The following is a 14,149-nucleotide window of genomic DNA, read 5'->3' on the forward strand; positions in this document are numbered from 1 at the left end:
TTGCGACACTCACCGCCGGAAGCATGTCAGGGAGGGGCGCATGGATCAGTTCGACTACGTCATCGTGGGCGCGGGCAGCGCGGGCTGCGTGTTGGCAAATCGGCTATCGGCGGACCCGAGAAACCGGGTGCTTTTGCTCGAAGCGGGTGGGCGCGACAATTACCATTGGGTGCATATCCCGGTCGGGTATTTGTATTGCATCGGCAATCCGCGCACCGATTGGGGCTATAAAACCGCCCCCGATCCGGGACTGAACGGGCGCGAATTGCTGTATCCGCGCGGCCGCATTCTGGGCGGCTGTTCGTCGATCAACGGTATGATCTACATGCGCGGCCAGGCACGCGATTACGACATGTGGCGCCAATCCGGTTGCACTGGCTGGGGCTGGGACGATGTGCTGCCGCTGTTTAAGGGGCAGGAAGATTTTTATCAGGGCGACAGTGACTTGCACGGGGCAGGCGGCGAGTTGCGCGTCGAAAAGGCGCGCGTGCGCTGGGACATGCTGGATGCCTTTCTTGAGGCCGCCGAGCAGGCGGGTTTTCCGCGCACCGATGACTTCAACACCGGCTCCAACGAGGGCGGTGGCTATTTCCATGTCACGCAGAAAAAGGGCTGGCGCTGGAGCGCGGTGAAAGCCTTTCTGCGCCCGGCAATGAAGCGCCCCAATCTGCGCATCGAGACGGGCGCGCAGGTTGAGCGGTTGGTGATCGAGGAAGGCCGCGTTACCGGCATTCGCTATAACCAAAACGGCGAAAGCCGTGAGGTGCGTGCGGGCGAGGTTGTGCTGTCGGCGGGCTCGATTGGCTCGGTGCAGATACTTGAGCTATCGGGCATCGGGCGCGGCGATGTGCTCAGCCAGAATGGCATTGCCCCGGTGGCAGAGGTCGCGGGCGTCGGGGAGAACCTGCAAGATCATTTGCAACTGAGACTGATCTACAAGGTTCATGGCGTCAAAAGTCTGAACACCATGGCCTCGAGCCTGTGGGGCAAAGCCAAGATCGGGATGGAATATGCGCTGTTCCGCTCGGGCCCGATGTCGATGTCGCCCTCGCAGGCGGGGGTTTTCACGCGCAGCTTTCCGGAAAAAGAGATGCCGGATCTGGAATATCATGTGCAACCCGTGAGCCTTGATAAATTCGGGGACGCGGTCCACCCGTTCCCGGCGATGACGGCGAGCGTGTGCAATCTGCGCCCCGAAAGCCGGGGGTCTATCCATATCAACAGCGCCGATTGGCGCGCCCATCCGACAATCGCGCCGAACTACCTCGCGACCGAGGGGGACAGGCGCGTGGCTGCCGAGGCCATCCGACAAGTGCGGCGCGTGACCGAGCAGCCGGCCTTCGCCAAATTCCACCCTGAAGAATTCAAGCCCGGCCCAAGCTATCAAAGCGAAGCAGATTTGGTGCGGGCTGCGGGCGAGATCGGCACGACGATCTTTCACCCCGTCGGCACCTGCCGGATGGGTGCGGATGACGGGGCAGTGGTGGATCCGCGATTGCGGCTCAAGGCGCTGGGAGGGTTGCGGATCGCGGATGCATCGGTGATGCCGACGATCACCTCGGGCAATACTAATGCGCCCACGATGATGATCGCCGAAAAAGCCGCGCAGATGATTTTGGAAGATGCGAAACGCTAAAGGCGCGCAGCGATCATGTCGCCTGGGGATGCCTCCGGCGGGAGTATTTCTGGCTAGATGAAATGGTGGTCACGCGCCCCATCAAGCCTGTGACAGGGAGGTGGGGCGCGTTTCACCTAGCGCAGTCATCGGCTCTCCAGCCTGTCCTGCGCTGCCAGCTTGGCTGATCAAGGTTAAGGCCGGATGAACGACAACGCGCTTTCATCTAGCCTCAAATACTCCCCGCGGAGCGTTCCGCCCTTGCCGATCTCGCGCAGGTCAGAGCGCCGACGCGACCGGGCTCAGCCTGCCTCTTGGCGTCGTTTGGCCGCTGCGTCCCAAGCTTTGTCCGATAGCGAGATAAAGCTGTAGAACATTGGAACGACGAACAATGTGAACATCGTTCCGATCAGCAGGCCTGAGAAAATCACCAGACCCATCGCCGAACGCGCTGCCGCCCCGGCTCCGACAGCAAGGATCAAGGGGACCACCGCCAACGCCATAGCGGCTGTGGTCATCAGGATCGGACGCAAGCGGATCTGGGCGGCTTTGACAATCGCTTGCCTGCGGGTGAGCCCCGATAGCGTGCGTTGCTGATTGGCGAACTCGACCATTAGGATGCCGTGTTTCGTAATCAGGCCCACCAGAGTGATCAGCCCCACCTCGGAGTAGATGTTCAGTGTGCCAAGCCCAAGGTTCAGCGGCAGCACCGCGCCAAAGATCGTCAGCGGCACCGTCATCAAGATGATGAAGGGGTCGCGGAAGCTTTCGAATTGCGCAGCAAGCACGAGGTAGATCACCAGAACGGCCGCCGCAAAAGCGATCAGGATCGTGTTGCCTTGGCTTTTCTCGATCCGCGACTGACCGGAATAATTCAGGAAAAAGCCTTCGGGCATGACCTGATTTGCGATGTCGGTGATCGTTTGCAGCCCTTGGCCGGTTGATTGGCCGGGCAGGGGGAGCGCGGTGATCGTCGCCGAGTTGAGTTGATCGAACTGTTCGATCGAGGCCGCATTCACCCCGGTTTCGATCTTGACCAGCGCCGAGAGCGGCACCATCGCGCCATTGGCCGCGCGCACGAAATAGCGCCCCAGTTCTTCGGGGTTCGAGCGGAATTTCTGCGGCACCTGCGGGATGATGTCATAGCTGTTGGAGTCGCGGTCAAACTGCGCCACCGAGGCCTCGCCGACCAGCAAGCTGAGCGTGGCTCCGATATCGGATACCGGCACATTCAGCGCGGCCGCCCGGTCGCGGTCGATGGTCACATCAACTTGGGGGCTATCAAAGTTAAGCGAGTTCTGCACGATGATGAACTTGCCCGAGGCCTGCGCCTTGGTCTTGATTTCCTCGGCCACCTCGGCCACGCGTTTTGACGAGTGGATGGACTGCAGCACGACCGAAATCGGCAAGCCGCCGCCGGTACCCGGCAAGGAGGGCGGCGCAAAGGCAAAGCCTTGAAGGCCAGTGGATTTGCCCAAGTCAGCCTGAATCTCGGTCTGGATTTGTTTCTGGCTGCGGGTGCGTTCGGACCAATCCTTGAGCGCCCAGATATAGATGCCCGAATTGGTCGCCCCGCCAAAGCCCGCAATCGAGAAATCGGTGCGCACTTCGGGAATTCCCGCCGTGCTCTTGGCCACTTGGTTGATGTATTTCTGCGTGTAATCGGTGGTCGCGTATTGCGGCCCATTGAGGATTGCAAACAGGGCGCCATTGTCTTCATCAGGGGCCAGTTCGGTCGAGGTGTTGACCAGCATAAATCCCGTCAGCCCCATCAGCGCGACCACGATCAGCAACGTCACGGGGCGCACGTCAAGCGAGCCCGCCACGCGCCGCCCATACCAGCCCGAAAGCCGGTCGAAATTGCGATCGACGAAGGCTTGGAACCCTTTGGCATTGCCATGCACCAGCAACCGCCCCGCCATCATCGGGGTGATCGTCAGGGCAATGATCCCCGACAAAATCACCGATCCCGCAAGCGCAAAGGCGAATTCGCGGAACAGCTGGCCGGTTAGCCCACCGGTAAAGCCCAACGGAGTAAGCACCGCCGCGAGTGTGATTGTCATCGCGATCACCGGGCCGGTGATTTCTTTCATGCCCTGCACGGCGGCGGGGATGGGTTTCATCCCATCGTCAATATGTCGGTGAATGTTCTCGACCACGACGATCGCGTCATCAACCACCAGACCAATCGCAAGCACCATTGCCAGAAGGGTCAACAGGTTGATCGAATAGCCCAGCGCCAGCAGCACGCCCAGCACGCCGATCAGTGAGAGCGGAATGGTTACGATGGGCATTGCAACCGAACGGAACGAGCCAAGGAACAGCAAGATCACCAAGACAACAATCGCGACCGCTTCGGCGATGGTCTTGAACACCTCGTCGATCGAGGCCGAAATCGTTTCGGTGGAATCGTAGACCAGTTCGATCTTCATGCCTTCGGGCAGGGTGGCGTTGATTGCGGGCAATTCTTTGCGCACCGCCGCCGCCGTATCCAGCGGGTTGGCGGAGGGCGTGGTGGTAATGCCCAAGAACGTGCCTTGCTTGCTGTCGAAGGTGACGATTTCATTGTCGGCTGCTTTTGACAGCTCGATCTTGGCCACATCGCGCAGTCGCACGACTTCATCCCCGTTGGAGCGAATTGGCAATTGGCCAAAGGCCTCGGGGGTTTGCAGCGTTGATTGCAGGGTGATCGACTGGGCGACGTATTCGTTTTTCGTGCTGCCCGGCGCGGACAGGAAGTTGGACGCGCGGATCGCGTTGAGCACCTCTGAGGCGGTCACCTGACGCGCCGCCAGCTTGTCGGGATCGAGCCAGATGCGCATCGCGTAATCCGACGCGCCGATGATCTGGGTCTGCGCCACGCCCGGGATCGTCGACATCCGGGGCTTGATCACGCGTTCCAGATATTCGGTCAGCTGCTCGGGGGTCATATTGGGGTTCATCGCGGCCAGATACATCAGCGCGAAGGTGCGCCCCGTGCCTTTCACGATCACCGGATCCTTGGCGGCGGTGGGCAGTTGCCCTTTGACCTGCTGCACCTTGCTCAGCACCTCGGTCATCGCCGCTTCCGAGTTCGACCCCAGCTTCATATGCACCGAGATGACCGAAGCCGAGGGGCGCGATTGCGTGGTGACGTAATCGACGTTTTCGGTTGTGGCCACGGCTGCCGCGAGTGGCGAAGTAATGAAGCCCTGGATCAGTTCCGGCGAGGCACCGGGATAGGCGGTGGTGATGGTGACCACCGTTTCCTCGACTTCCGGGTATTGCCGCACGGGCAGGTTGAAATAGGCCTGAGCGCCAAACAACAGCATGAACGCACCCAGCACCATCGACAGGACGGGGCGGCGAATGAAGATTTCAGAGACATTCATTTCCAGCGACCCTTACTGCGATTTCGCGGTGTCTTGGACGGCGCTTTCGGGCATCCCGAGCGCTTTCATCACATCCGCAGTGCTGGGGGCATTGGGATCCGGAGAGATCGTGTTGTCGATCGTGACGCTGGCCCCAGAGTTCAGCTTGTTCTGCCCCGCATTGACCACCATATCGCCCGCTTTCAGGCCCTTGGTGATTTCAATCAGCGTGCCAGAGCGACGCCCGAGCGTCACAAAAAGCTGTTTGGCGATCAGCGTCGGGGTATCCGACCCTTGGGGCGTTTCCTTGCGCACGACGAAAACCGAGTCGCCATACAGGTTTGAGCTGATGACCGTTTGCGGCAAGGCGATCACGCCCGTCTCGGTGGGAAGGATCACGCGCACATGCACGAATTGGCCGGGCGTCAGGCGTTCATTATCATTGGCGATTTCCGCGCGCAGCGTGACAAGGCGGGAATTGGGGTCAATCTTGGGTTCAACCCCGGTGATCTGCCCTTTGAGATCCAGCGTGCCGTCTTCGGTCATGACTTCGACGCCTTGCCCCACCGAGGCCTGACGCGCCTGTTGTTCGGCCAGCGTGAAATCGACGCGCATGTTGTCGCGATCTTGCAGGGTCGCAAAGGTCGTGCCTGTGGCCGCATATTGGCCCAGCTCGACTTGCGGAATGCCCATGACGCCGCTGAAGGGCGCAATCAGGCGCTTTTTCTCAAGCACGGCTTGCAGTTTCGCCACGCTTGCGCGGGCCTCTTGGGCGGTGGCCTCGGCTTGCTCCAGATTTGAGGCCGCCGACACGCCGCGCTGCGCCAATTCTCGTGCCCGCTTGAGGTTCGTTTCCGCAAGGGCCAGCCCGGCCTTGGCCGATTCCAGATCGGCGCGTTCCGAGCGGTCGTCGATTTTCAGTAAAAGCTGACCTTTTTCGACCTTGTCGTTGGATTTGAAATTGATTTCCTGCACCGTGCCGCCGACTTCTACGGCAAGGTCCGTGCCCTGCGCGGCCGAAGCCGTGCCAATCGCTTCAAGACCCGGCGTCCAGGTGATCGGCTTCACCTCGCTGACCGACACGTTGACCGCAGGTGGCTTCATCGTCGCAAAGTACTGCGCGATCATTTTTGATCGGAACATATTAAAGCCCACGATCCCGCCGACGACGAGAACAAGCAGCACAATAGCGATAAGGAGGCGTTTGATCATTTGTTAGGACCCGTCGGTTAAATCGGTCACGTTCGTGAGAGTTTATTTGGTTTTGAACCGAATGGTTCGGTTTGAAGGGCGAAGTCAATGCACATCTGGTGCTGCGCGTACGCACAGTACTGTGCAGACTCTAAGATTTGCGCTGCAATTTGGCTCACAGAAGCGTGAAATCAAGTAAACAAGACGATCAAGCAGGGAACTGTGACCTAAGAGGCGCGGTTTAGCTGCGAGTTTGAGCGTTTCCGTGGCAAACCGAAACAGGGCTGGCGTATCGGTTGTAAAAGGCACACAAAATTAACATCAAAATGCAAGGTTGGGATTTCCTGGCCTTGGACGGCCAATGATGCGAGGTACGACATGGACCCCCTACAAGCAATACGGATCGGTCTTGACGCAGCACGAATCGGCTTTGAAGCACAATCCGTCATCGCAATGCGATTGGCCGGCATTGCAGGGCTCTGGAATGTGCCCGAAAATGAAAATCTCCGCATGATTCAGGAAAAGCCGTTAGCGGTTCTTGAGGCGGGGCACGCCGCGTTGAACGCGCTGCTAAGTGGTCATTCGCCCGATCGGGCTCTCTCTGCGTCGATGGCGCGGATCGGCCAGCACACCCAAGCCAATATGGAGCGGTTGTCGCAACGCGGGCCGGGTTGGTTCTAAACGCGCACGAGGTATTGCGCCTCACCTTTCCTAGATGGTTCTCTTACCACTGATGCAGGTTGTTCGATGGGGCGCGCATCCCTTTGTCTGCGCGCCCCATCGTTTCATACGTCGTTCAGATCGCTGCCGGATCAGGCCGCGTCTTCTTCGCTGTCCTCATCTTCACTGTCATCCACCGTGGCGGGCGTGACCATCGCGGTCAGCATCGTGTGCATGTCGATCACCCCCATCGGGCGCCCATCCTTGCCAAGCACCGTCGCATTGCGCACATCGCGTTCCGCCAGTTTGCGCGCCGCCAGTTCCAGCGTGGTAGCGCCTTTGAGGCGGAGCTTGGGCAGGGGGGTATCGCCCTCAGGCAGCGGAGTCGCCACTGTCGCTGCGCGGATCACACGGCCGCGGTTCACCTCGCGCACGAATTCCGCGATGTAATCATTGGCCGGATGCAGCACGATTTCCTGGCCGGTGCCGACTTGCTCCACTTTGCCATCGCGCAAAATCGCAATTGTATCGCCAAGGCGCAGCGCCTCATCCAAGTCATGGGTGATGAAGACGATGGTCTTTTTCAACTCGGCCTGAAGATCCAGCAACACCTTTTGCATATCCATCCGAATAAGCGGATCAAGCGCGGAAAACGCCTCATCCATCAGCAAGATATCGGCGTCATTGGCCAGCGCACGCGCCAGACCAACCCGCTGCTGCATGCCACCTGAAAGCTGGTTCGGATAGTAATCCTCATAGCCAGACAGGCCCACACGATCGATCCATCTGCGCGCGATCGGGTTGGATTTGGCCGAGTCGATGCCCTGAATATCCAACCCATACCGGGTGTTCTCCAGGATCGTGCGATGCGGCAGCAGAGCGAATTTTTGGAATACCATCGCCGTTTCGTGGCGGCGGAATTCGCGCAGCTCATCGGGCGTCATCTTCATGACATCGCGCCCGTTATACAAAATCTCGCCCGACGTGGGCATGATCAGCCCGTTGATATGGCGGATCAGGGTCGATTTCCCCGACCCTGAAAGCCCCATGATCACCGAAATCTGACCCGGCGGCAGTTCGAGATTGATGTTTTGCAACCCCAGAACATGGTTGTGCTTGTCGTTCAGCTCATCCTTGCTCATGCCGTTTTGAACCGCCTCGATATAGTGCTCGGCATTGGGTCCAAAGATCTTGTAAAGATTGCGAATCTCGATCCCAGAGCGTTCTTTGGGCGCGGTGTTGGTTGAATCAGTCATGGCCCGCCTCCGAGTGTTTCTGCAACCGTTTGCCAAAGGCTTGGCTGGCACGGTCGAAAATGATCGCAATCGCCACAAGGGCGAAACCGTTCAGGAAGCCGATCGTGAAGAACTGGTTGTTGATCGCTTGCAGCACGTTCTTACCAAGACCACCGACACCCACCATCGAGGCCACGACGACCATCGCCAGCGCCATCATAATGGTTTGGTTCACGCCCGCCATGATCGTGGGCAGCGACAGCGGTAACTGAACGCCCCACAGTTTTTGACGCGAGTTTGCACCGAACGCATCTGCGGCCTCGATCACTTCTTTGTCGACAAGGCGAATGCCAAGGTTCGTCAAGCGGATCATCGGCGGCACAGCATAGATCACCACAGCGATCACGCCGGGCACTTTGCCGATGCCAAAGATCACCACGACCGGGATCAGGTAGACGAAGGAGGGCATCGTCTGCATCACATCTAGGATCGGGCTCAGCACCGATTGAAACCGGTCCGATCGCGCCGCGAGAATGCCAATCGGCAAGCCCAGCGCAATGGCAATCATTGTTGCCACGGCGACCATCGCCAATGTCGTCATCGTGTCTTCCCACAGGCCAAAGACCCCGATCAGGCACATGCCGATGGCAGAACCAATCACGATCTTGATGCTGCGCGAAGCGAACCAGACCACGGTCAGAATAACTGCGAGAACGATGAACCAAGGTGTATTGGTGAAGGCGTTTTCAAGGGTGTTGAGAAACCATTGCAACGGGCGGGTCGCCGCGTCGATCTGGTCGGAATAATGGCGCACGATGCCGCGGAAACCATTGTCGATTCCCATGCGCATCAGGCGCAGGGTTTTGTCAGGAAGGGCAGGGAACTGACAAATGAGCTCCGGAAGGCCCCAGCAGGAAGATGCCATCTAAAATGTCCTTCAGTCGAGTGCCGACATGCTTGTTCAAAGAAAGGGCGCGCGCGAGAAGCCCCCGCGCGCGCCGCAAATGTTCAGGTCGCGCTCAGAGCGCTCCCTCGACCTTTTGGGCCACTTCCGGAGAGACCCATGCCTTCCAGACATCCGGGAACGTCTTGAGGAAGTAATAAGCCGTATCTTCGTTCGTGCCTTGGTTGTCGGTCTGCCAAGCAAGGAACTTGCCGACCGTATCGTTCGACCATTCACGCTTCTTAAGATAGTTCATCGCAATCGCGTTTTTCTCAGAGAATTCCTTGGTCACGACGGTGAAGACGTCCGACACCGGATAGGCATTTGGCACCGGGTCCGGGCAATCGGCTTGCGATGTGCATTTGTCCCAGTTTTCCTTGTCGTTGGGCACGCCGGCATCCAGCTTGACCATCTCATATTTGCCCAAGATCGCGGTCGGTGCCCAGTAATAGCCCAGCCAACCCTGCTTGCGCTCATAGGCATTCGCGATTGAGCCATCCAGACCAGCAGCTGACCCGGTATCAACCAGGTTAAAGCCCTTCTTCTCGGCGTCATAGGCGCGATACAGGTTTGACGTCGAGATCTGGCAGTTCCAGCCCGCCGGGCAGTTATAGACGCCGCCTTTTGAGGGATCCTCGGGATCGGGGAACAGCTCCGGGTGCTTCAGCGCATCATCAACCGTCTTGATTTCGGGGTGCTCTTCTTGGATATATTTCGGAATCCACCAGCCCTCGACGCCGCCATCCTTGAGGATCTTTGCGGTGGTCACCATGCGATCTTCGCTGACCGCTTTGTCGAGCGCAATCTTGACCGCGTTCACCCAAAGCTCGGGGGCGATATCGGGCTGACCTTTTTCATTCATCGAGGTGAAGGTGGGCATCGTGTCGCCGGTCACCAGCGTCACATCGCAGCCATATCCGTTTTCGAGAATGATCTTGTCGACCCAAGCCGCGACGCCTGCCGAAGCCCAGTTCATCTCGGCTTCGGTGACTTTTCCGCATTCACCATCGGCGGCAAAAACGGCAGGTGCGGCAAGCACGCTTAGCGGCAGTGCCAGAAACAGACTGGCGATTGTGGATTTCTTCATGCGTATACTCCTGTGGCGGCAGCATTTATGGGATTTGGGCCGCGCGGGCTGCCACCGCGGGATCGGCCATCGGGCCTCGTTCATCGACGAGGCCGGTGTCGGCTGGTTCTTGCCTATGATGGGGCAAACTCTTGGATTGTCAAAATCCGACATGCTCATGTCGTAAATGGCCTGTCGTCTGGGCGCAACCTTTTCAGGCCGTGTACGCTGCGAGAACAGGGCGTTCCCGTCCAAAAATGTGCTGCAAGCCCCGAAAGGAGGCGCTTCGCGCGTCGCAGATGTGATCTGGGGTGGGATCAGCTCTGCCCGGCGCGGTGTGCAAATCGCGGGATTTGAAGGGGACGCGAGGCGCGAAAGGCGGCTCGTTCCAAGGGGGGGGATGGCGAGGTTAGCGCGCCTCTCCCAGCCGCTCCAGCATGTTCAAGCATTGCGACAGTTGATCAAGGGAAACGAATTCATCGGCCTTATGCGCCTGCTCGATCGAGCCCGGCCCGCAAATCACCGCATCCATTCCGATCGCTTGAAAGAGCCCGGCCTCGGTGTTGAAGGCCACGCAGCCTGCGTGATTTTGCCCGGTCAGCGCAAAGACCAGATCGCGCGCGCCATTTTCATCCATCGGCTCAAGGCCCACAACCTCACCGACAATCTCGGTCGCGATGCCTGCCTCGGGCGCGATTGCGCGCATCTCGGGTAGCAAGGTGTCGCTGACAAACGCCGCGATCTCGTCTTTGACAAAGCGCATATCGGCGGCGTTGATCGGGCGCATCTCCCAGTTCAGCTCGGCGCGCGGGGCGATCACATTATGAGACACCCCGCCCCGCAGCGCGCCGACATTCAGCGTCGTTTGCGGCGGATCAAAGCGCGAGCCGGGTGGACAGCGTGCCACCAGCGCGGCGCGCAGCTCAAACAGCCGATTGATGTAGCGCACGGCATATTCAACGGCATTCACGCCCTTGTCGGGGGCAGAACTATGACCGGGCCGCCCCTCAAAATGCACGGTATATTCGCAACATCCCTTGTTGCCATCATAGACCTGCATCGAGGTCGGCTCTCCGATGATGCAAAGGCGGGGTTTATACGGGCGCTCTGCCAGCAGCTTGACCAGCGATTGCGCGCCCAGACAGCCTACCTCTTCGTCATGGGTGAAGGCGAAATGGATCGGGCGGGTTTTGGCGGCCTCGCGCAGGGTATCGAGACTGCTCAAACAGGCGGCGATAAAGCCTTTCATGTCGCAGGCCCCACGCCCGTAAAGCCGCCCGTCACGTTCGGCCATCACAAACGGGTCGCTTGTCCAATCCTGATCGGTGACGGGCACCACATCGCTATGCCCCGACAGCACCAAGCCGCCCTCGCGCGCGCCCCCGAAAGTCGCAAACAGATTTGCCTTTTGCCCGCTTACATCCGGCATCACCTCGACTTCGGCTCCGGCCTGCTCAAGCCGATCTGCGATGTAGTGGATGATCGCCAGATTGCTTTGCGACGAAACGCTGGGAAACCCGATCAGATCGCCCAGAATCGCGCGGGTGGTGTCGATCCCCATCGCCTCAATCCTTGATGAACAGCTTGCGCGGGATCTGGCTCAGCGTTTCTGCCGCGCCCGACTCGCGGATCAGGATCGTCTCGGTGGTCTCCATCCCCCAATCGTCCATCCAAAGCCCGGGCATGAAGTGAAAGGTCATGCCGGGTTCCAGAACGGTCTCGTCGGTGTCGCGGATCGACACGGTATGTTCACCCCAATCGGGCGGGTAGGAACAGCCCACCGCATAACCTGCGCGGTTGGGCCGCTCGATCCCGACTTTGAGCAGTTCGGTGTTGAGCGCGCGCGCAATGTCGCACGCCCGGTTGCCAGCGCGTGCCACCTCAATACCGGCATTCAGCCCCTCGGTTAACGCCTGCGAGGCATCCACCATATGTTGTGGCGGCTTGCCTAGAAACACCGTGCGGCACAGCGGGGCGTGATAGCGGCGATAACAGCCCGATTGCTCGATAAAGGTCGCCTCGCCCGATTTTAGCGCCTCGCCATTCCAGGTCAAATGCGGGGCAGAGGCATCCGCGCCCGACGGCAGCAGCGGCACGATCGCGGGGTAGTCGCCCCAGCTATCCTCCTCGCCCTGCACGGCGGTGCGATACAACTCGCCCACGAGGTCATGCTTGCGCATCCCCGGCTCGATCAAATCCATCGCGCGGGCGATCACCAATTCGGAAATCCGCGCCGCGCGGCGCATGAAATTCAGCTCGTCCTCGGATTTGATCAATCGCCGCCAGTTCACAAGCGCGCTTGCATCGATCATTTCGGCGTCGGGCAGGCCCTCCACCAGAACGGCATGGGCCTTGGCGGTGTAGAAATAGGTCTCCATCTCGACGCCGATCCGCCCATGTCCATAGCCCATGATGCGCAGGCGCGAAGCGAGGTCTTCCATCGGGTGGGCGACCTCGGATTGCACCATGATGTCGTTGTAATGAAGGATGTTTTCCTCCTCCATCCAGACCGTGCGGCGCGCGCCATTGGCATCCATGAAACGGCCCCACCAGAAGGGTGCACCTTCCAGCGGCAGGATCACGCCCTGATGGGTGTAAAACGACCAGCCGTCATAGCCCGTCAGCCAGAATTGGTTCGACGGGTTGGTGACGAACAGCACCTCGATCCCGCGCTCGGCCATCGACTGGCGCACAAGCCGGATGCGGCGGTCATATTCGGACTGGCTGAAGGGGGCTTTGGAAAGCGGCATGGATGGCTCCGATCCTGGGTCGGGTCAGAGTGGCCGGGGCCTGCGCCAGTTGCAAGGGGGGAGGCCTAGCTTAGATCGGCCGACCCGAAATGTCGCCCCAATCCAGCACCGGCGAGGCGTCAATCTCATGGGCATCCAGCATCGCCGCGACCCGTTCGAGCGAGGCGATCAGTTGCGCCTGTTCCCAGTCCTCCAGCGCCTCAAAGCGGCGTACGAAAATCTGCTGCAGCGCGTCGGGTGCGTCCTCCATCGCGGCACGCCCCTGCGGGGTGATCACAATATCGGTCTGACGGCGATCGCGCTGCGAGCGTTGCCGCGTCACCATTTCTTTGCGCGCTAGTTTGTCGAGCAGCGCGGTCATCGTGGCTTGGCTGACGCTCATCCGGGTTGCGATGGCCTTGGGCGTCGATGACCCGTTTTCCGCCACCACTTGAAGCACACGAAACTGCGCAGGCGTCAGACCGGCTGCCTTCGCAAGATCGCGGCCAAACATCTCGGTCGCGCGCAGAATGCGGCGCAGCGCAATCAGGCTGGTATCAACGCGGTCCATGAGATGGCGGGCCTCTTTGTCATCAAGATGGCCCAATATCGCAGAGAGCGCCGAGGCGTTCAATTGCTTTGTTTTCCTAAGCTTACTCGTTTGCTCAAAGCTGTTTTGGTTTGTCATATGAATGGTATCTAAGGCGAATATCTCTTTATTTAAAGGGCTAAGCGGAACTTCTCTAAGCTTTTGTAGTTAGCTTATTGAAATTTCGGGCTCGGTGGGTTACTTAGTCATCCGAAGCAAAAAAGGACAGGAAGCATGCCGCAAATCGAGTCGATCAAGTCAAAGCCTGCTCTGGTGTTCCGCAAGCCCGATGCCAAGGATGGCAGCGAGATCTGGAAGCTGATCCAGCGTTGCAAGCCGCTTGATGAGAACTCGATGTATTGCAACCTGCTGCAATGCGACCACTTCCGCGACACCTGTGTTATGGTCGAGCGTGACGGTCAGTTGCTGGGCTGGATCTCGGGCTATATCGCGCCCTCGGATCCGCAAAGCTTTTTCGTTTGGCAGGTTGCCGTGGCACCCGAGGCGCGTGGGCTGGGTCTTGGCAAGCGGATGCTGCGCCACCTGATCGACCGCGACGAGGCTGCCGATTGCACCCGGCTTCAGACCACGATCACGCAGTCCAACGCGGCAAGCTGGGGGCTGTTTCGGTCTTTCGCGCGCTCGATTGGCGGTGAGTTGACCGACGAGGCGCATTTCCACGAAGACGACCATTTCGATGGTCACGCCGCGACCGAGCACATGGTCACGATCACATTCCCGCAAGAGGCCCGCGCCGCCGCCTGATCCGGC

At 59.4% G+C, this 14,149-nt stretch carries 12 protein-coding genes; 4 read left to right on the plus strand and 8 right to left on the minus strand.

Going from position 1 to position 14,149, the window contains the following annotated elements:
• Positions 1–40: 40 nt before the first annotated feature.
• A complete protein-coding gene (locus tag AB4874_RS09940) occupies positions 41–1,636 on the plus strand; it encodes a GMC family oxidoreductase (protein WP_295534729.1) in 1,596 nt (531 codons plus the stop codon).
• 281 nt (positions 1,637–1,917) lie between these two features.
• On the opposite strand, the gene AB4874_RS09945 is transcribed toward AB4874_RS09940, so the two are convergent.
• Positions 1,918–4,986 carry an efflux RND transporter permease subunit gene (locus AB4874_RS09945; RefSeq protein WP_368391875.1) on the minus strand — a complete coding sequence of 1,023 codons (3,069 nt, stop codon included), beginning with the start codon at positions 4,984–4,986 and terminating at the stop codon, positions 1,918–1,920.
• Between the two features lie 12 nt (positions 4,987–4,998).
• Entirely contained in the window at positions 4,999–6,177 is a 1,179-nt protein-coding gene (locus tag AB4874_RS09950) for an efflux RND transporter periplasmic adaptor subunit (protein ID WP_295534723.1), read from the minus strand.
• Positions 6,178–6,534: 357 nt separating this feature from the next.
• Between AB4874_RS09950 and AB4874_RS09955 the strand changes: the two genes are divergently transcribed.
• Complete coding sequence (locus AB4874_RS09955; RefSeq protein ID WP_368391876.1) at positions 6,535–6,837, plus strand: antibiotic ABC transporter; 303 nt, start codon at positions 6,535–6,537, stop codon at positions 6,835–6,837.
• 131 nt (positions 6,838–6,968) lie between these two features.
• On the opposite strand, the gene AB4874_RS09960 is transcribed toward AB4874_RS09955, so the two are convergent.
• The 3 genes from AB4874_RS09960 to AB4874_RS09970 all read right to left on the minus strand — a co-directional run bounded on the left by AB4874_RS09960 (position 6,969) and on the right by AB4874_RS09970 (position 10,081).
• Entirely contained in the window at positions 6,969–8,072 is a 1,104-nt protein-coding gene (locus AB4874_RS09960; protein WP_368391877.1) for a quaternary amine ABC transporter ATP-binding protein, read from the minus strand.
• Complete coding sequence (locus AB4874_RS09965; RefSeq protein WP_368391878.1) at positions 8,065–8,976, minus strand: ABC transporter permease; 912 nt, start codon at positions 8,974–8,976, stop codon at positions 8,065–8,067. The genes AB4874_RS09960 and AB4874_RS09965 overlap by 8 nt, the downstream gene beginning before the upstream one ends.
• A 94-nt stretch (positions 8,977–9,070) precedes the next feature.
• Positions 9,071–10,081 carry an ABC transporter substrate-binding protein gene (locus tag AB4874_RS09970; protein ID WP_295534713.1) on the minus strand — a complete coding sequence of 337 codons (1,011 nt, stop codon included), beginning with the start codon at positions 10,079–10,081 and terminating at the stop codon, positions 9,071–9,073.
• Between AB4874_RS09970 and AB4874_RS09975 the strand changes: the two genes are divergently transcribed.
• A complete protein-coding gene (locus tag AB4874_RS09975) occupies positions 10,080–10,247 on the plus strand; it encodes a hypothetical protein (RefSeq protein WP_368391879.1) in 168 nt (55 codons plus the stop codon). The two genes, AB4874_RS09970 and AB4874_RS09975, sit on opposite strands and share 2 nt — an antisense overlap.
• Positions 10,248–10,469: 222 nt before the next feature.
• Here AB4874_RS09975 and argE read toward each other — a convergent pair whose 3' ends face one another.
• The 3 genes from argE to AB4874_RS09990 all read right to left on the minus strand — a co-directional run bounded on the left by argE (position 10,470) and on the right by AB4874_RS09990 (position 13,360).
• The gene (gene argE, locus AB4874_RS09980) at positions 10,470–11,621 is read right to left on the minus strand and encodes an acetylornithine deacetylase (RefSeq protein ID WP_368391880.1); all 1,152 of its coding nucleotides are present in this window, start codon (positions 11,619–11,621) and stop codon (positions 10,470–10,472) included.
• Between the two features lie 4 nt (positions 11,622–11,625).
• Complete coding sequence (locus tag AB4874_RS09985) at positions 11,626–12,810, minus strand: M24 family metallopeptidase (RefSeq protein ID WP_368391881.1); 1,185 nt, start codon at positions 12,808–12,810, stop codon at positions 11,626–11,628.
• Between the two features lie 70 nt (positions 12,811–12,880).
• Positions 12,881–13,360 carry a MarR family winged helix-turn-helix transcriptional regulator gene (locus AB4874_RS09990; protein WP_295534706.1) on the minus strand — a complete coding sequence of 160 codons (480 nt, stop codon included), beginning with the start codon at positions 13,358–13,360 and terminating at the stop codon, positions 12,881–12,883.
• Between the two features lie 252 nt (positions 13,361–13,612).
• Here AB4874_RS09990 and ectA point away from each other — a divergent pair, with 252 nt between their 5' ends.
• Positions 13,613–14,143 (plus strand): diaminobutyrate acetyltransferase, encoded by a 531-nt coding sequence (ectA, locus tag AB4874_RS09995; protein ID WP_295534703.1) that lies wholly within the window; start codon positions 13,613–13,615, stop codon positions 14,141–14,143.
• The last annotated feature ends 6 nt before the right edge of the window (positions 14,144–14,149 follow it).

This window comes from Thioclava arctica (genome assembly GCF_040892615.1).
Lineage (GTDB): Bacteria > Pseudomonadota > Alphaproteobacteria > Rhodobacterales > Rhodobacteraceae > Thioclava > Thioclava arctica.